Below are 17,161 nucleotides of genomic sequence, written 5' to 3'. Positions count from 1 at the left end.
GGGTCAGCCGTCCACGCGGAAGGTCAGCGTCGTGGTGCCGAGCTGGATCATGTCGCCGGGGTTGAGGGCGACCGCCGACACCCGCTGGCCGTTGACCATCGTGCCGTTCGTGGAGCCCAGGTCGGTCAGCACCACCTGGCCGCCGTCGAAGTCCAGCCGGGCGTGGCGCCGGGAGATGCCGACGTCGGGCAGGCGCAGGTTGGCCTGGTCGCCGCGGCCGATCACGGTCGAGCCCATCTGGAGCGGGTAGGTGCGGCCGTCGCCCGAGACCAGGCGGACGTTGCGGCCACCACCGTGACCGGGCGGCGGGCCGTAGCCGCCACCCTGGTCGTACGCCGGGTACGCCGGGCCGGCGTCGTAGCCGCCGGGCGCGGAGACCGGGGCGACGTCCCCGCCGGTGTACACCTCGGCGGTGACCCGGAACATGCCGGTGTCCAGGCCCTCACCGCGTTCGACCTCGACGATCACGTCGCCGTAGACCGTCCACGCCTGCTCGCCGATGAACTCGGCCTGCGACTGCGCCAGCTCCTGGGCCAGCGCGGCAGCGTACGGCGCCAGCCGACTGTGGTCGTAGGGCGAGAGATCGATCACGTAGCGGTTGGGCACAAGGGTGCGCCCACCGGCCAGGATCGCCTTGTGCGCCTCGGCCTCCCGCTGCATGGCGTTGAGGATCTCCACGGGGTGGACCACCCCTTTGAAGACCTTGGCGAAGGCCCCCTCGACCAGGCCTTCCAGACGCTTCTCGAAGCGTTGCAGCACGCTCACCGGCTCCTCCTCGGGTCCCGAGGCAATGATGGTATCCGGACACCGCCTCCGCAGCTCACACGCCGCTCGGCCGGCTGCCGTCGGCCCGTTCGTGACCAGGCCCGCGAGCGTGCTAAAGTTTCGCCCGCCACGAGCGGTGATCGTTCGTGGCGTGACCAGTGGACAGCGTAGTATGTCCCGGCACCCGCCGCAGATGGCGGGCGCGGGATGCGATATGGTGTTCCGGGTCGTGCCACGGGGATGTGGCGGAATGGCAGACGCGCACGGTTCAGGTCCGTGTGTCCGAAAGGACGTGGGGGTTCAACTCCCCCCATCCCCACCAGAACAAGGGCTCCGCACACAGCGGGGCCCTTGCTTCGTATCGGGGCGTTCCGGACGTCACGCTATGCTCCGATGGTTTCCCTGCCTCCCACGGACCAGGAGTGGCGTGTGACTGTCGCGTTGGTGACCGGTTCCGGCGGTCTGATCGGCTCCGAGGCGGCCCGGCACTTCGCCGGACTCGGTCTCGACGTGGTCGGCATCGACAACGACATGCGGCGGTACTTCTTCGGCGAGGACGGCTCGACCGCCTGGAGCCTCGACCGGCTCGCCGCCGACCTCGGCTCCGCGTACACCCACCACGCCGTCGACATCCGCGACCGGGACGGGCTGGAGCAGGTCTTCAAGCGGTACGGCAGGGACATCGCCGTGGTGATCCACAGCGCCGCCCAGCCGAGCCACGACTGGGCCGCCAAGGAGCCGTTCACCGACTTCGACGTGAACGCCGGCGGCACGCTCAACGTGCTGGAGAACACCCGGCGGCACGCGATCGACGCGCCGTTCATCCACTGCTCCACCAACAAGGTGTACGGCGACCGGCCCAACTCGCTCCCGCTGATCGAGCTGGAGACCCGCTACGAGCTGCCCGAGGACCACCGCTGGTACGACGGCATCACCGAGGACATGTCGATCGACGAGTCGCTGCACTCGATCTTCGGCGCCTCGAAGGTCGCCTCCGACGTGATGGTCCAGGAGTACGGCCGCTACTTCGACATGAAGACCGCCTGCTTCCGGGGCGGCACGCTGACCGGCCCGGCGCACTCCGCCGCCGAACTGCACGGCTTCCTGGCGTACCTGATGCGCTGCGTGATGGAGGGCCGGACGTACAACCTCTTCGGCTACAAGGGGAAGATGGTCCGGGACGCGATCCACTCGCACGACGTGCTGACCGCGTTCGAGGCGTTCTTCCGCGAGCCGCGCTCGGCCCAGGTCTACAACCTCGGCGGCGGCCGGCACTCCAACACCTCGCACATCGAGGCGTTCCGGGTCGCCCAGGAGATCACCGGCCGTGAGGCCCGGATCAACTACGTCGAGCAGGCCCGCACGGGCGACCACCAGTGGTACGTCAGCAGCATGGCCCGCTTCGAGGAGCACTACCCCTCCTGGAAGATCACGTACGACGTGCCGATGATCCTGCGCGAGATCTACGAGGCCAACGTCGACAAGTGGGTGCCGAAGGCATGAGCGCCGGGACCAAGCGCAACGTGCTCGGCGTCGGGGTCGACGCCACCGACTACGCCCGGGCCACCGAGGCCGTCGTGGCGGCCGCGCACGAACGCCGCCCGCTGGCGCTGACCGCGCTCGCCGTGCACGGCGTGATGACCGGCGTGCTCGACCCGGCGCACAACGCCCGGCTCAACTCGTTCGACGTGGTCACCCCGGACGGGCAGCCGGTGCGCTGGGCGCTCAACCTGCTGCACGGCGCCGGGCTCACCGACCGCGTCTACGGGCCGGAGCTGACCCTGCGGGTGCTCGCCCGGTTCGCCGAGGAAGGGCTGCCGGTCTACCTCTACGGCTCCACCGAGGAGACCCTGTCCCGGCTCGTCCCGGCGCTGGAGCACAAGTTCCCCGCGCTGAAGATCGCCGGGGTCGAGCCGTCCAAGTTCCGTGCCGCCACCCCGGGCGAGGACGCCGAGATCGCCGACCGGATCCGGGCCAGCGGCGCCCGCCTCGTCCTGGTCGGGCTCGGCTGCCCGCGCCAGGAGGTCTTCGCGTACGCCATGCGCCCGCTGCTGGACATGCCGCTGATGGCCGTCGGCGCGGCCTTCGACTACCACGCCGGCCTGCTGCGCAACCCGCCACCGTGGATGCAGCGCGCCGGGCTGGAGTGGTTCTGGCGGCTCGGCCTGGAACCCAAGCGCCTGTGGCGCCGGTACGTCATCCTCAACCCGGCCTACCTGGCCCGGCTCGCCGCCCAGAAGACCGGCCTGTGGAAGGCCACCCCGCCGGCGCCGGCCACCGGGCGTCCCGCCACGTTCGACGTCTGAGCCGCACCCCTACCCCTACGGGCCCGGGTACGGGGCGAACCGGGGTGCCGTCCCGGATTCGCCGAACGTCGAAACGGGCAAGGCTAGGGGGCATGGATGACCGTCTCGCCGTACTGCTTCCCGTCGCCGCCGTCTGGCTCGCCGCCGGACTGGTCGCGGAGGGCCTGCCCGGGCTCGACCGCGCCCGCGCGCTGCGCCGGCGTACCGGATGGTTGTCCGCCCTGGTGCTGACCGGCCTCGCGCTCACCGCGGCGGTCCTCGCCGCGGGCCTGCAGAGCGCCGGCGACACCACTGTGGACCGGGCCGCCGCCGCACTCGGCCTCGCGGCCGTGCCGGCGGCAGTGGTGGCGGTCTGCACGGTACGGCGGGTCCGGCGGCTGCGGTCCGGCGCGGGCGCGTTCGCGGCGGCACCGGGCACCCCCGCCCCGCACGGTCTGCGCGCGGCGGCGGCGCACCCGCTGATCGCGCTGCCGCTCCAGGCGACGGCGATCGCGGTGCTGGTGGCGGTGCTGCCGGCGGCCGGAGTCGACCTGTTCGCCGTGCCGGGCGTCGCCGGCCCGGCGATCACCGTCGGGGTGCTCGGTGTGTGCGCGATCGGAGTACGCCACGCGCTGCGGCACAACCGGCTCGCCGAGCGGGCGATGCCGGCCGCCGAGGCGGTGTCAGCGCGACCGGCTCGCGCCCTGCACGTATAGCAGTTCCAGGATCGCGCGGGTCGCCTCGAACCAGCGGTCCAGCCAGCCGGGCGGAGGCACGCTGCCCTTCGGGGGCAGCTCCATCAGCAGACCGCGCAGCAGCGGGTGGTCCACCAGGGACTCCTGCTGCTCGACCGGCCAGCCGCTCGGCGGGAAGGACGGCTCGGTCAGCGGGTTGGGGTCCAGCGACGGCAGGGACAGCGGCGCCGCGGCCTGCTCGGGGACGCCGCCCTCGCGGGTGTCGTCGCCGTCACCGGAGACCACCTCGGTGAGGACGGTGTCCCGGCGGGCACCCCGGTACTTGCCACCGAACCGCTCGGGCTTGCCCGGGCCGCTGGTGAGGTTCTCTGAACCGATCGTCGTCATCCGTCTCGCCTGCCTTGTTCGGTTGCCGATCTGTGCGGTTCAACGAGGCGGATCCGAACTGGCGACGGGTGGCCGCCGCCGCGCGGGCACCCGGACGCGAATGGTCCCGCCCGGCGGCGCTGCCGGGCGGGACCACATCTCGGTGCCGGTCAGCTCCGGCCGAACACGCCGTTCCGGGCGCGGGCGACGAAGGCGTGCCAGTCACCCGGAGCGAAGACCAGGGCCGGGCCGGTCTTGTCCTTCGAGTCCCGCACTCCGACCGCCCCGGTCACGTACGCGACCTCGACGCAGTTGTCGCAGTTCGGCCCGCTCTTCGAGCTCTTGAACCACGTCGCCTGCGTCAGGTCCACGGGGAACTCCTTGGTCGCCATTTCCACAGTGGCTCCTCTGCCAGTTTCGCGATGTGTGCGACGGACTCCTCCGGGCGCATGGCCGCTGCTCGAATGTGATCGAAGATGAAGCTGTACTTCTGCAGTTCGTCACTCTTCTCCAGGAAGAGTCCACCCGTGGCGTTCTCCGCGTACACGACATCGGGATCACTCGGCTCGGGGAAGCTGAGGATCGTGAAGGTCCCGTCCATGCCGGCGTGCGCTCCCACCTCGAAGGGCAGGATCTGCACTGTCACGTTCGGCAGTTCGGCCACCTCCACCAACCGTTTGAGCTGACCACGCATCACCGCGTCGCCGCCAACCGGCCGGCTCAGCACCGCCTCATCGAGCACCACCCACAGATCGACCGGATCGTCCTGCGTCAACAACGACTGACGGCCCAGACGGACACGCACCCGTTGGTCGACCTGTTCGTCGGTGAAGTCCGGCCGGGCCGCCCGGATCATCGCGCTCGCGTACTCCTCGGTCTCCAGCAGGCCCGGCACCACCTGCTGCTCGTACGCGCGGATGGAGCTGGCCGCCGCCTCCAGGCCGACGTACGCGCCGACGAGCACCGTGCTGTACGGATGCCACCAGCCCTTCTGCCGGGCCTCCCGGGCGATCTGCACCAGCTCGTCGCTCTCCGCGCCGACGACGCCGTAGATGCGGAGCATGTCGCGTACGTCGCGCGGCGTCGCCGTGGTGTGGCCGGTCTCGATCCGGGAGATCTTCGACGCCGAGCACTCCAGCTGCTCGGCGACGACTTCGATGGTGATGCCCGCCGCCTCCCGCTGCCGGCGGAGTTCCGCACCCAGCCGGCGCCGCCGGATGGTGGGGCTGCGCCGTTCACTCACGGTGCCGTCCATCGGATTGCGGGACCACGCTTCACAGTCACCCGGCTACCTCCGGTCGGTCGCGCCCCGGTGCGGCTCCCACCGCGGGCGCGACCGGCGAGCGGCGGGTGTCGTTCGCGGCAGGGGTGGTGCCGGTCGTCGACCGGCCGCGACGGGCGAAACCGGCGTCCAGTGTGCCGCTCCGATACCTGACGCTTCAAGTTTCGCCGTTTGCGTGTCCGACTCACCTATCAGCAAAACTCGACGTGCAACTTGCATGTCGCACGTCCCTGATGCAGTCTGTCCGTATGGCACGGGTTACTCACCGTCTTCGCTTGATCTCCGGGCGTGGTGACACCACGGTCCGTGGGACGGCCGGAGGGGAGCCGTCCCGCGCCGTGCGACCTGCCCCGGAATGAAGACCCCGTCGCTGCACGCCAGCTTGGCTGCGGCGGCGGGAGCGGTAACCGGGAGCAGCCGGGTGATGGTCGGGTGGCGGTCCGCCACCGCGGGTACGGCCCGACCAGCACCGACCCACCGACCGCCGGTCCACGAGGCAGACCCCCCGTCACCGGACCGCACCAGACCCCCGTTCAGCCTCGCCGGTCCCGCCGGCCGACCTTCCCAGGAGCCCATGTGCTTCCCCGCTCCGGTGACGTACTGCACGTGACGCGCGCGGCGAGTGTCCAGTTCCTCCGACCGATCATGTTCCGGGTGATCCGGGTGCTCGACTGGCCGACCTACGACGGTTGGCTCTGGCTCGACGGCTACGAGTTGAACGCGGCGGGGGACGCGGTCAACCGGAGGTCGATCTTCGTACTCCAGGAGGGGTTGCGGCAGCTCCAAGCCGCGCCGGCTCCGCGTCAGCACACCGTACGGACGGCCCGCCGCCCGGTGGTCCGGACCCCGGTCCGGGTCGGCTGACCTGACGATTCCCGGTCGGGAGGGCGTGCCGTCGCCATAGAATCGGTACGCCCACCCCGGCACGTTCCACCCCGCGCGCCATGGACCCTGAACCTGGGATGGTCATGGTCAACTTGCCCGCCGCGCGGCGGCACCACCGGTCCCGTATCGGCTATGCCCTCGGGCTCTTCCTCTTCCTCGTCACCGCGACCGCCCTCGCGCTCGCGGTCCGTCATCCCGCCTTCTCCGCCACCCAGCAGCTCGCCGAGCCCGTACCGGCTCCGGAGATCACCGTGGCCGGCGAGGACGGCCGGACGGACTCCGACGCGGCCGAATCCGATACGGCCGATTCCGATACGGCCCACTCGGATGCCGCCGACTCCGATGCGATCGACGACGAGGACGGCGAGGCCGCCGACGCGCCGGAGGACGACGACGACCGGGCCCCGGGTGCCGGGGGCGGGGAGGGCACGCTCGCCGAGCGGCCCACCGGCACCACGAACGACCTCAGCCGGTCACTGTTCTACTCCGGGCTGCTCGGGCTCGCCATCTCACTGGCCGGACTGGGCCTGGTCGGCACCCGCAGACGCCAGTGGTGATCGTGGCGGTGCCCGGCCAGGGCGTCGTGGTGATCGTCAGGGCGTCGTGGTCGTCGCCGGGGCGGAGCCCGGGGTGCTCGGACCGCTCGTCGGTGGCGCGGGTACGGCCACCACGATCGTGACCCGGTCGTCCTCGCCCACCGGGTAACCGGCCTCGGGATCGGTGGAGATCACCGTGCCGGCCGGGCGATCCGACGCCCGCCGCTGCACCCGGTAGTCCAGGTCGAGCCGGTCGAGCGCCGCCCGGGCGGCGGCCTCCGGCAACCCCACCAGCGGTGGCATCGGCACCTCGACCGGGGCGGTCGTGGCCGGCGGCGTACTCGGCGGTGAACTGCTCGGCGCGGCACTGGTCGGGGCGGCCGAGGTCGGGGCGGCGCTCGTCTGCGCCGAGATGCTCGGCACCGGCGGGCCCGGCTCGGAGTTCCGGTCGGCGGCACGCAACGCCAGCCACACCCCCACCCCGATCAGCCCGAGCAGGAGCAGCGCCAGGACGCCCAGCAGGATCGGCATCCACCAGCGGCGCCCGGACTGCTCGTCGCCGTACCACTCGCCGCCGGGCTCGGGGTAACCCGCCGGACGCGGTGGAGGTACGCCGGCGCGGCCGGACCAGGCACCCACCGGTTCCTGCGGGGCGGTCGCGTCGAGCGGACGGCGCGGCCCGCCCTGCCCTCCCGGGCCTGCCTGTCCTGCCGGCCCGCCCTGTGCTGCCGCGCCGCCGGGCAACGGACGGGTGGCGTCGCCCGCGTTCCGCGGCATCGCCCGCGTGGCGTCCGCGTCGTCCCCGGCCGGATCCCGGGGCAGCGCCCGCGTGGCGTCCGCGTCACCGGCGGGTGGTTCCTGACGGTCGTCGCTCATGGCACGTCCTTTCCCCACCGGGACGGGGCGCACGGCCCTCGATCGTCCACCGTAGCGGGCCACGGCGACACCGGCCGGGATCAGCGCGCCGCGCCGGTCAGAGAGTCGGCGACGGGGAGACCGTCGGCGGCGTGGAAGCCTGGTCGCCGCAGGTGAGGGTCACCTGGTCGTTCCACCGGGCGGTACTGCCGGCCACCGGCACCTGTGCCGTGACCGGACCCTGGCGGCCGGTGGCGTACCGGGGATAGAGGCCCGCCTCCACCAGATCGTCTGCCGCGTCGGAGCAGGACAACGTGCCCACGTCCGGCACGCTCACGGCCGGCGCCGGCCCGGAGACCCACACGGTGACAGTGGTGCCGCGCTTCACCGGAGTGCCCGGAGCCGGTGAGGCCCGCTCCACGGTGCGTCCGCTGCCCGTACCGAAGACCAGTCGCCAACCCAGGCGGCGCTCGCGCAGATCCCGGCGGGCCTGCTCGAAGTCGACGCCCACCACCTCGGGCACGGTGAGCCCGGCCGGGGCGCTGGTGCGCGTACCGGATGGTGGGGCGGCGGTGGCCGGCGGCGCCGTGGTCGCGGAGGCCGATGTGGACGCGGCGGCGGGCGGAGCGGAGTCGCCGGGCGCGGCCGAGCGCTCCGGCTCACCGGCGAGGATCCACCCGACGCTGGCGCCGATCACGGCCAGCAGGACCACTGCCACACCACCACCGAGGAGCAGCCTGCCCCGCCCCGGCCCGGTGCCGTCGCCCGCCGGTTGCCGCTCGTCCGTCATGCTCCCCCGCCCCGATCATCGACGACCGTATCCGTTGCTCACAGACGGTCACGACCCGTCGTTACGACTCGCCGCGCCGACCACGGGACGTTACGCTCCCCGGCATGGTCAGACGGGGCTGGGGAGGATCGACAGCCGCCGCGCTCGGCGTCGCCGCCGGCGCGGGTGCCGCGCAGCTCGGTTTCGGGTACGGGCTGGGCATCATCAACTGGGTGCCGGACGGCGCGGTACGGGCCGAGGCGGCCTGGGTGGCGAGCCTCGCCTGGGCGACCTGGATCGCGGCGACATCGGTCATCGTCGGTGCGGTCTGCGCCCAGCGCCTGCGTGGTGGCACCGACGAGTCGCCGGGCATGCTGCCCCGGCTCGGCCTGGCGCTCGCCGCGGGTGTCGGCGCGCTCGTCACCGTCCTGCTGGTGGCGGTACCCGCGCGGGCGGCCCGGGTGCCGGACGTCTCCTCGCCGCAGGCCGTCGCCGCCGCGTACGCGGGCGCAGGGCTGGTGCTCGGCGTCCTGCTCGCCGTCTGGGCGTTGCACACCCGTGCCGCCGCCACCAACCTGATCGCCACCACCGGTTGGCTCTGGCTGCTCGCCGTGGTGTCGGTGGTCGACGGGGTGATCGCCGGCCGTGGCCTGACCACCGCCCAGCTCGGCATCTGGCAGATCAGCGCGGACCGTGGCGCGTTCTGGATCCGCGACTACTTCTACTGGCCCGGCGCGCTGCTGTCGGTGCTCTCCGCACTGGTGATCGGCCTGGTGGCGGCCCGTCGAGCCGCCCGCGCACCGGAGATCCGGGTCGGCGCGGCGGCCTCCGGGGCGGCCGGACCGCTGCTCGTCGCGCTGGCGTACCTGCTCGCCGTGCCGCGCCTGGCCGGGATCGCCGCGGAGCAGTTGTCGGCCCACCTGATCGCCCCGTACGCGGTCATCGCCGGCGTCGGCGGCTCGATGGTGATGGCCGCGCTGGCCCAGCGTGCCGAGCGCCGGAACGCCGAGCGGGTGACACTGCCCCGGCAGCGCACCGGCGAGCCGGACGAGATCAGCGGGGATGCCCCGCCCACCACCGCAGAGCCGGACGGGCCGGACGGGCCTTTGCCCGGCAGCTCGACGTCGGGCCGTTCGGGCACGCCGCCATCGAAGCGGGCGGGCACGTCGACGGCGAGCGTGTCGGATTCGGGCTTGCCGGACACATCGGCCGGTTCGCTCCGGGATGCGGCAGTGGACGACGAGCCGGGCGTGGCGTCCGGCCGGACGGAGACGGATCGGGGACGTGCCACCCGGTCCACCACCGGCCGCCGGGGTAGGGCCGTACCGCCGCAGCGGCAACCCGAGTCACCCACCCAGGCCGTCTCGCACGACAAGGGTTCACCCGCCGACGAGCCGAACCCGCGAAGCGCGACGGACGGCTCCTCGTCCCCGACCGCCTCGCCGGGCCAGACCGACCCCCCGCCGCCCACCGAGGCCACCCGCCGCCGGGGTCGCTGAGCCCCGCCCGCCCAGCCCACACGTCACCTTGGCCGCTGCGCTACCCGGCCAACTGCGTCGATCTTGGAGTTGTGGCACCTCACAAAACGCCCATTCGGAAGATTCGAGGCGCCACAACTCCAAGATCGGCGAGGCGCGGGCCAGCTCCCGCACGTTCGCGACCCGCCGGGCCGCAGGCGAGCCGGGACGGAGGGGCGAGGGCCAGGGCGGCAGGGGGACTAGTCGACCGGCCACGTGTGGACGGGCTCGTTGCCGCGCTGGAGTTCGGCGTACCGCTGGACCATGTGGTGCAGCGCGGCCTCCCGGTCCAGACCCCGGTTCCGCTCGGCCGTCCACACCGTCTCGGTCTGCCAGACCGCGCCGTTGCGGCCGGTACGGCAGCGGCCCTCGATCACACCGAGCAGGCGGTCCCGTTCGGCCGGGGCGACGCCGAACCGGTCCAGCCCCTGCGCGGCCACCGGCAGCAGCGTGTCGAGCACGAGCGTGGTCACCGGCACGTCGCCGAGCCGGGGCCAGTGCAGGACCGCCTCGATGCCGCGCCGGGCGGCGGCGTGGAAGTTCTCCTCCGCCGAGCTGAACGTCAGCTGGCTCCAGATCGGGCGGTCGGACTCGGCGAGGCCGCGGGCCAGCCCGAAGTAGAACGCCGCGTTGGCGAGCATGTCCACCACCGTCGGGCCGGCGGGCAGCACGCGGTTCTCCACCCGCAGGTGCGGGCGGTCGTTCATGATGTCGTAGACCGGCCGGTTCCAGCGGTAGACGGTGCCGTTGTGCAGCCGCAGCTCACCGAGTTTGGGCACACCACCCGCGTGCAGCACCTCGACCGGGTCCTCCTCCTCGCAGATGGGCAGCAGCGGGGGGAAGTAGCGGACGTTCTCCTCGAACAGGTCGAAGATCGAGGTGATCCAGCGCTCGCCGAACCACACGCGTGGGCGGACGCCCTGGGCCTTCAACTCGTCCGGGCGGGTGTCGGTGGCCTGCTGGAACAGCGCGATCCGGGTCTCCGCCCACAGTTGCCGGCCGTAGAGGAACGGCGAGTTGGCGCCGACGGCGACCTGCACGCCGGCGATGGCCTGGGAGGCGTTCCAGTAGTCGGCGAAGCTGTCCGGCGCGACCTGGAGGTGGAACTGGAGGCTGGTGCAGGCGGCCTCCGGCGCGATCGAGTCGGTGTGCGTACGCAGCCGCTCGACGCCGTTGATGTCCAGCTCGATGTCCTCGCCGCGGGCGCCGACGATCTGGTCGTTGAGGACGCGGTACCGCTCGTTCGTGGAGAGGTTGTCGGCGACCAGGTGGCGTTCGGTGAGCGTGGGCAGGATGCCGACCATCATGATCGTCGCGTCGGACTTGGCGGCCCGCTCGTCGGCGCGGCTGAGGCTGCTGCGCAGGTCCTGCTCGTAGTCGGCGAAGCCGCTGCCCTCGATGAGCCGGGGCGAGGCGTTCAGTTCGAGGTTGAACTGCCCCAGCTCGGTCTGGAACAGCGGGTCGGCGATGTCGGCGAGGATCTGGTCGTTGCGCATGGCCGGTTCGGCGGCGGCGTCGATCAGGTTCAGCTCGATCTCCAGCCCGGTCATCGGGCGGTCGGCGTCGAAGCCGAAGTCGTCGAGCATCAGCGCGAACACGTCCAGGCACCGTCGGACCTTCTGCCGGTAGCGGACCCGATCCTCGCGGGAGAAGGCGCCCTGCTCGACGTCTCTGCCCATGTGTCCTCCCGGCGCTGGTGCGACGGAACCGTACCGTTCCGCAACGCATTGTGAACCATTCGCGTGGTGGGCGTAAGTGCGCCCGCCCCGTCACCCGGCTGGACGGGCGACAGGTCTGCACCTGTACCCCGTCGCGGCCGTCACCAGCGCGTCAGTGCGGAGAACTTCGCGTGACGATTCGCACCGCCGGTGGCGTACGCGAGAAGGGCCCGCACCGTCGGCGGACGGTGCGGGCCCCGCGGGCCGGTGCCGGGCTCAGCCCTGGCGGATGGCCTCACCCTCGATCTCGATCTTGACCTTGCGGCCGACCAGGACGCCGCCGGTCTCCAGCGCCACGTTCCAGGTCAGACCGAAGTCCTCCCGGTCGATCTCGGTGGAGGCGGAGAAGCCGAAGATGTCCTGGCCGAACGGGCTGCGGCCGACGCCCTCGAACTCCACCTCGAGCTCGACCCGACGGGTCACGCCCTTGATGGTCAGCTCGCCGACGAGCACGAACTCGTTGCCGTCGCGGGACTTCACCTCGGTGCTGCGGAACTCCAGCGTCGGGAACTGCTCCGCGTCGAGGAACTCGGGGCTGCGCAGGTGCGCGTCGCGGTCCGCCTGGGCGGTGTTGATGCTGGCCGCCTGGATGCTGGCGGTGACCGAGGACTGCATCGGGTCGTCGGCGACGGTGATGGTGGCGGTGGCGTCGGCGAACTCACCGCGTACCTTGCTGACCATCATGTGCCGCGCGACGAAGCCGACACGCTTGTGCGCGGCGTCCAGCACGTAGGTGCCGGGAGCGGGGATGGTGAGACCCTCCCAGTCGCGGGTAGTCGGCTCGGTGCTGCTGGTCATGATGCTCTCCTCCGGAGAAGAATGTTTAGGAGCCCAACGACTGACTGAGCAACTATAGTCATGGCAATATTCCCCGTGTCAAGTGTTGCTAGGATGGTGGCGTGGACCAGAACGTGTTCGACGACCCCCGGATCACTGCCGTCGGCCTGCTCGTCGAGGCGCACGCCGGGCTCGCCGCCCGGTTCGCCGCCCAGTTCGAGGAGCACGGCCTCTCCCCGGTCGAGTTCGAGGTGCTGACCCGACTCGCCCGCTCACCCAACAACCAGCTGCGGATGACCGACCTGGCCGCGCAGACCTCGCTCTCCACCAGCGGCGTGACCCGCGTGGTGGACCGGATGGAACGGGACGGGCTGATCTGCCGGCGCGCCTGCCCGTCCGACCGGCGCAGTTCCTTCGCGGTGGTCACCACCGCCGGGCTCAGCCGCCTGGACGACGTCCTGCCCGGTCACCTGAAGATCATCGAGCAGTGGTTCACCAGCCAGCTCGACCCGGCACAGCTCGACGGGCTGCTGGACGGGCTGCGCCGGGTGCGCGACGCGGTTCATCCGGGTGCCACCGCCGGCAGCACCGAACCGGCCGAGCACGCCGCCTGACCGGTCGCACTGCGCCGCCGACTACCCGCCGGTCACCGGCAGAATGACCGGCAGAACCGCCCCAACGGCCAGGCAAATCGGTCCACATACTAACGAATCGGTCGTCCGACCTCGGTAGTCTTCCGGCAGCGGGGGGCACCGGGGGGTGCTGGCGCGAGCGTGGAGCGAGGGGCAGCACCAGGGGGCTACTTCGCTCGCGCCACCCCCGCGCCCTCCGCCTCCCCGCGCCCGGCCGGAGCGCACGCGGGTCACCGCGACCCGGCGGCCACCGTGACGCCGGCAGCGCTCATCGCCGCCGTCGGGCCGACAGGGAGAACAGCAACTCCTCCTCCTGCGGCAGCAGGCTGACACCAGTCACCTGCCGCGCCGCGTCCAGCCGGTCCAGCACGGCCGGGTCGGCGGTACTGACCGCCAGCCCCACCAGCGCCTCCACCAGATCGCGCCGGCCGGCGACACCCTCCGCCGCGTCGGCGGCCGCGGCGAACCACTCCGCCGCCACCTCCCGGTCGCCCCGGTGCAGCGCCACATGCCCCTCGATCAACCCGCGCAACGCGTCCTCGGTGCGCACGTCCCCACCCGAGCCGGGCAGGTCGAGCATCTCCACCGCCGGTGGCCGGCGCCGGCCCGGCACCGCGCCCGACGGCCACAGCTCGGCCACCGTGGCCAGCGCCTCGTCCGTGCGCCCTGCGTGGGCGAGCGCCAGCCCGACAGCGCCGATCGTCCGGCGCCGCCGTCCCGGATCGCCCAGCTCCGCGAGCGCGGCCGCCACCCGGCGCCCCTGCTCGGCCGCCTCGGCGTACCGGCCCTCCAGGCGGGTCAGCTCGGCCTGATCGGCTCGCGCCAGCACACGCAGACGCTGGTCACCGCACTGCGCCGCCAGGCGGTCGACAGTGGCCAGCCGCCGCCGGGCACCGGCCAGCCGAGCTTCGCGTACGTCGTGCCAGGTCAAGTGCGCCTGGGCGACGGCCATCTCGCGTACCCGGTGGTGCCGGGTGGCCGCCGCGAGCGCGGCCTCGGCCTGCTCGCGGGCCTCGTCGTGCGCGCCGAGCCCCGGAAGGAGCGCGCAGAGCACGGACCGGGCGGACAGTTCGCCCGTCACGTCGCCCGCCTCGGTGAAGATGACCAGGGCGGCACGCACGCCCGGAATTTCCTCCGCGCCCGCGCCGTGCTCGGCGGCGAGCCGGGCCGCGCCGAGCATGGCCCAGGCTCGCAGCGTGGGCCGGGCACCGGCGGTACGCGGATCGGCAAGCAGTTCCCGCAGCCGGTGCCGGCCGGATACGTCCCGCCCGCGCAGCCGCCACCAGCGGGGCAGGGAGGCGGCGAGCAGGAGCGCCGTCTCGGGCGCGTGCTCGGCGGAGTACGCGAGCGCGGCGGTGATGTCGCTCGTCGCCTCGTCGAGCAGGCGCACCGCGCCGGACATCTGCGCACCCACCAGCCCCGGCGCGGTGCGGTGGACCAGCCCGGCGACCACCACGGCGTGCCGCATCCGGATCCGGGCGGTCTCGCCGTCGGCGTCGGCCTGCTCCGCGGCGAAGTCACGGACCGCGTCGAGCAGGCGGAACCGGAACGGGCCGCTGCCCCGGACACTCAGCAGGCCCAGTTCGCGCAGCCGGTCCAGCATCGGCGCCGCGTCCCACCGCCGGCCGCCGTCGGCGAGCAGATCCTCGGCCAGCTCGACCGACCAGCGGTTACGGAACGCGGACAGCCGCCGCAACGCCGTCCGGTCGGCGGGCGCGAGCAGGCGATAGCTGGTCGCCACCGCGTCGCGCAACGTCACCGTGCCGGCGGACGGGCCGGCGGACGGGCCGGCGGACGGGCCGGCGGGTTCCCAGCCGGGGCGTCCGCCGGACAGGTCCAGGACGCGGTCGCCGTAGCGGTCGAGCAGTTCGGTGACGTCGAGGATGCGTCCCCGTGCCGCCATCAACTCGATGGCGAGCGGCAGTCCGCCGAGCCGGCGCACGAGCGCGGCGAGCGCCGGCAGCTCGACCGGGGTCGGCGGTTCCGGGCGGACCTGGGCGAGCCGCGCGGCGAACAGCGCCGCCGCCGGCCAGCGGTCCAGGTCGGCCCGGTCGGCGGGTACGGCGCCGGCAGGCGGTACGTCGAGCGGCGCCACCGGCCGGACCAGCTCACCGGGCAGGCCGACCGGTCGGCGGCCGGTGACCAGTACCCGCAGCGTCGGCACGGCGGCGGTCAGGACGCGCAGCGCCTCGGCCACCGCGTCCGGCGCCCGGTCGACGGCGTCGACGAGCAGCAGCGCCCGGCGGTCGCCGATCCGGCAGGACAGATCGGCCAGCCGGTTCACGCCGAACATCGACGCCGACGCGGCGAGCACGTCGGGGCTGTCCGAGCCCTCGCCCACGAGCACCCCGGCCACGCCCGCCGGGTGCCGGGCCGCCACCGCGTGCGCGACGGTGACGGCGAGCGCCGTCTTGCCCACGCCCGCGAGTCCCACCAGGCTGACCACCGGGTACGCGTCGAGCAGGCCGGACACCTCCGCCACGTCCCGCTCGCGGCCGAGCAGCGGTACGGGCTGGGGCAGCGCCACCGGCGGATCGTCGGTGCCGGGAAGGCGGGACGCCGCGGGGCGGGCGGTGTCGACGAACTCCCGCCGCTCGTCCCCGCTCAGGCCGAGCGCGTCGGCAAGCAGGTCGACAGTGGTGCGCTGGGGTCGTACGGCGCGTCCCCGTTCCAGATCGCGGACCGTCCGTACGCCCACGCCGGCCCGGCCCGCCAGCTCGGCCTGGGTCAGGCCGACGGCGAGCCGGTGCCCGCGCAGCAGATCGGACAGACCGGTACGACCGTCTGGGCCCCGCGCACGGTCATGATCCGGAGTCATGGGCACGAAGATTACGGATGGACTCCGACGCTCCACAGCCCATCGTCAACCACCCGACCGTCCACTGCCGATATCCGACAGGGCACGGTGTGGGTGCCGTCCTCACATGCCGAGGTCGCGGGCGATGATCATGCGCTGCACCTCGCTGGTGCCCTCGCCGATCTCCAGGATCTTGGAGTCCCGCCAGAAGCGGGCCACCGGGTACTCGTTCATGAAGCCGTACCCGCCGTGGATCTGCGTCGCCTCGCGGGCGTTGTCCACCGCCACCGTACTGGCGTGCAGTTTGGCGATCGCCGCCTGACGCTTGAACGGCTCACCGGCGAGCATCCGGGCGGCCGCGTCGTAGTAGGCCAGCCGGGCCGTGTGCGCCTTCATCTCCATGTCCGCGATCTTGAACTGGATGGCCTGGTAGTTGCCGATCGGCTGACCGAACGCCTGGCGCTCCTTGGCGTACTTGATCGACTCGTCGACGCAGCCCTGGGCCAGGCCGACGGCGAGCGCCGCGATGGCGATCCGGCCCTCGTCCAGGATGCGCAGGAACTGGGCGAAGCCCCGGCCGCGCTCACCGAGCAGGTTGGCCGCCGACACCCGGCAGTCGTCGAACGTCAGCTCGTGGGTGTCCGAGGCGTTCCAGCCGACCTTCGAGTAGCCGGGCGCGACGGTGAAGCCGGGCGTACCCGACGGCACGATGATCGTGGACAGCTCCTTGCCGCCGTCCGGCCGCGTACCGGTGACGGCGGTGACGGTGACCAGCGCGGTGATGTCGGTACCGGAGTTGGTGATGAACGCCTTCGAGCCGTTGATGACCCACTCGTCGCCGTCCAGGACCGCGCGCGTCCGGGTGCCGCCCGCGTCCGAGCCGGTGCCCGGCTCGGTGAGCCCGAACCCGGCCAGCGCCTCACCGCTGAGCAGCTTCGGCAGCCACTGCGCCTTCTGCTCCTCGGTGCCGAAGCGGTAGATCGGCATCGCGCCGAGCGACACCGCCGCCTCCAGCGTGATGGCCACGCTGGAGTCCACCCGGGCCAGCTCCTCCAGCGCCAGGCAGAGCGCGAAGTAGTCGCCGCCCATGCCGCCGTGCTCCTCCGCGAAGGGCAGCCCGAACAGGCCCATCTTGCCCATCTGACGGACGATCTCGTACGGGAAGGTGTGCTGCTCGTAGTGCTCGGCGATGGTGGGTGCGACCACCTCGCGGGCGAATTCCCGGACGCTCTCCCGCAGCGCCTGCTGCTCCTCGTCGAGCCGGAAGTCCATGTCGATCCTC

The 17,161-nt window shown here is 72.8% G+C and carries 17 protein-coding genes and 1 tRNA gene; 8 read left to right on the top strand and 10 right to left on the bottom strand.

Going from position 1 to position 17,161, the window contains the following annotated elements:
- Nucleotides 1-3: 3 nt before the first annotated feature.
- A complete protein-coding gene (locus NMK34_RS00320) occupies nt 4-792 on the bottom strand; it encodes an FhaA domain-containing protein (RefSeq protein WP_026267912.1) in 789 nt (262 codons plus the stop codon).
- A 209-nt stretch (nt 793-1,001) separates the two neighbouring features.
- Between NMK34_RS00320 and NMK34_RS00315 the strand changes: the two genes are divergently transcribed.
- From NMK34_RS00315 to NMK34_RS00300, 4 genes are all read left to right on the top strand, one after another.
- Nucleotides 1,002-1,087: transfer RNA gene (locus NMK34_RS00315), tRNA-Leu, on the top strand.
- A gap of 71 nt (nt 1,088-1,158) precedes the next feature.
- Nucleotides 1,159-2,268 (top strand): NAD-dependent epimerase/dehydratase family protein, encoded by a 1,110-nt coding sequence (locus NMK34_RS00310; protein ID WP_262012854.1) that lies wholly within the window; start codon nt 1,159-1,161, stop codon nt 2,266-2,268.
- Entirely contained in the window at nt 2,265-3,071 is an 807-nt protein-coding gene (locus tag NMK34_RS00305) for a WecB/TagA/CpsF family glycosyltransferase (RefSeq protein WP_318331748.1), read from the top strand. The genes NMK34_RS00310 and NMK34_RS00305 overlap by 4 nt, the downstream gene beginning before the upstream one ends.
- A 92-nt stretch (nt 3,072-3,163) precedes the next feature.
- Nucleotides 3,164-3,766, top strand: a complete 603-nt coding sequence (locus NMK34_RS00300; RefSeq protein WP_318331747.1) for a hypothetical protein — start codon at nt 3,164-3,166, stop codon at nt 3,764-3,766.
- Here NMK34_RS00300 and NMK34_RS00295 read toward each other — a convergent pair.
- The 3 genes from NMK34_RS00295 to NMK34_RS00285 all read right to left on the bottom strand — a co-directional run bounded on the left by NMK34_RS00295 (nt 3,734) and on the right by NMK34_RS00285 (nt 5,354).
- Nucleotides 3,734-4,132, bottom strand: coding sequence for a hypothetical protein (locus NMK34_RS00295; RefSeq protein ID WP_135242651.1), 399 nt, complete (start codon nt 4,130-4,132; stop codon nt 3,734-3,736). The two genes, NMK34_RS00300 and NMK34_RS00295, sit on opposite strands and share 33 nt — an antisense overlap.
- A 149-nt stretch (nt 4,133-4,281) precedes the next feature.
- Nucleotides 4,282-4,503, bottom strand: coding sequence for a DUF397 domain-containing protein (locus NMK34_RS00290; protein WP_013283299.1), 222 nt, complete (start codon nt 4,501-4,503; stop codon nt 4,282-4,284).
- The gene (locus tag NMK34_RS00285) at nt 4,473-5,354 is read right to left on the bottom strand and encodes a helix-turn-helix transcriptional regulator (protein WP_318331746.1); all 882 of its coding nucleotides are present in this window, start codon (nt 5,352-5,354) and stop codon (nt 4,473-4,475) included. The genes NMK34_RS00290 and NMK34_RS00285 overlap by 31 nt, the downstream gene beginning before the upstream one ends.
- Before the next feature lie 615 nt (nt 5,355-5,969).
- Between NMK34_RS00285 and NMK34_RS00280 the strand changes: the two genes are divergently transcribed.
- Both NMK34_RS00280 and NMK34_RS00275 read left to right on the top strand, forming a co-directional pair.
- Nucleotides 5,970-6,257: a hypothetical protein gene (locus tag NMK34_RS00280; protein WP_018785581.1), complete on the top strand. Its 288-nt coding sequence runs from the start codon at nt 5,970-5,972 to the stop codon at nt 6,255-6,257.
- A 98-nt stretch (nt 6,258-6,355) separates the two neighbouring features.
- On the top strand, nt 6,356-6,835 hold the full coding sequence (locus NMK34_RS00275; protein ID WP_318336235.1) for a hypothetical protein: 480 nt from the start codon (nt 6,356-6,358) through the stop codon (nt 6,833-6,835).
- A gap of 36 nt (nt 6,836-6,871) precedes the next feature.
- Here NMK34_RS00275 and NMK34_RS00270 read toward each other — a convergent pair whose 3' ends face one another.
- Nucleotides 6,872-7,690, bottom strand: coding sequence for a PASTA domain-containing protein (locus NMK34_RS00270; RefSeq protein WP_318331745.1), 819 nt, complete (start codon nt 7,688-7,690; stop codon nt 6,872-6,874).
- 97 nt (nt 7,691-7,787) lie between these two features.
- Nucleotides 7,788-8,459: a PASTA domain-containing protein gene (locus NMK34_RS00265; protein ID WP_318331744.1), complete on the bottom strand. Its 672-nt coding sequence runs from the start codon at nt 8,457-8,459 to the stop codon at nt 7,788-7,790.
- 104 nt (nt 8,460-8,563) lie between these two features.
- On the opposite strand from NMK34_RS00265, the gene NMK34_RS00260 reads away from it, so the two are divergent.
- Nucleotides 8,564-9,937 carry a hypothetical protein gene (locus NMK34_RS00260; RefSeq protein ID WP_318331743.1) on the top strand — a complete coding sequence of 458 codons (1,374 nt, stop codon included), beginning with the start codon at nt 8,564-8,566 and terminating at the stop codon, nt 9,935-9,937.
- Between the two features lie 218 nt (nt 9,938-10,155).
- On the opposite strand, the gene NMK34_RS00255 is transcribed toward NMK34_RS00260, so the two are convergent.
- Together NMK34_RS00255 and NMK34_RS00250 are read right to left on the bottom strand one after the other, a co-directional pair.
- The gene (locus NMK34_RS00255) at nt 10,156-11,634 is read right to left on the bottom strand and encodes a glutamate--cysteine ligase (protein WP_318331742.1); all 1,479 of its coding nucleotides are present in this window, start codon (nt 11,632-11,634) and stop codon (nt 10,156-10,158) included.
- Nucleotides 11,635-11,889: 255 nt separating this feature from the next.
- A complete protein-coding gene (locus NMK34_RS00250; protein ID WP_318331741.1) occupies nt 11,890-12,471 on the bottom strand; it encodes a YceI family protein in 582 nt (193 codons plus the stop codon).
- A gap of 101 nt (nt 12,472-12,572) precedes the next feature.
- Between NMK34_RS00250 and NMK34_RS00245 the strand changes: the two genes are divergently transcribed.
- Nucleotides 12,573-13,064: a MarR family transcriptional regulator gene (locus tag NMK34_RS00245; RefSeq protein WP_318331740.1), complete on the top strand. Its 492-nt coding sequence runs from the start codon at nt 12,573-12,575 to the stop codon at nt 13,062-13,064.
- Nucleotides 13,065-13,350: 286 nt separating this feature from the next.
- Here the strand turns inward: NMK34_RS00245 and NMK34_RS00240 are convergent, their stop codons facing one another.
- Complete coding sequence (locus NMK34_RS00240) at nt 13,351-15,900, bottom strand: ATP-binding protein (protein WP_318331739.1); 2,550 nt, start codon at nt 15,898-15,900, stop codon at nt 13,351-13,353.
- Between the two features lie 102 nt (nt 15,901-16,002).
- Nucleotides 16,003-17,151 (bottom strand): acyl-CoA dehydrogenase family protein, encoded by a 1,149-nt coding sequence (locus NMK34_RS00235; protein ID WP_318331738.1) that lies wholly within the window; start codon nt 17,149-17,151, stop codon nt 16,003-16,005.
- Nucleotides 17,152-17,161: the final 10 nt, after the last annotated feature.

This window comes from Micromonospora sp. BRA006-A (assembly GCF_033433935.1).
GTDB classification, from domain to species: domain Bacteria; phylum Actinomycetota; class Actinomycetes; order Mycobacteriales; family Micromonosporaceae; genus Micromonospora; species Micromonospora aurantiaca.
Note: the sequence above shows the minus strand (reverse complement) of the source record. Positions and strands in the feature narration are given on the sequence as shown.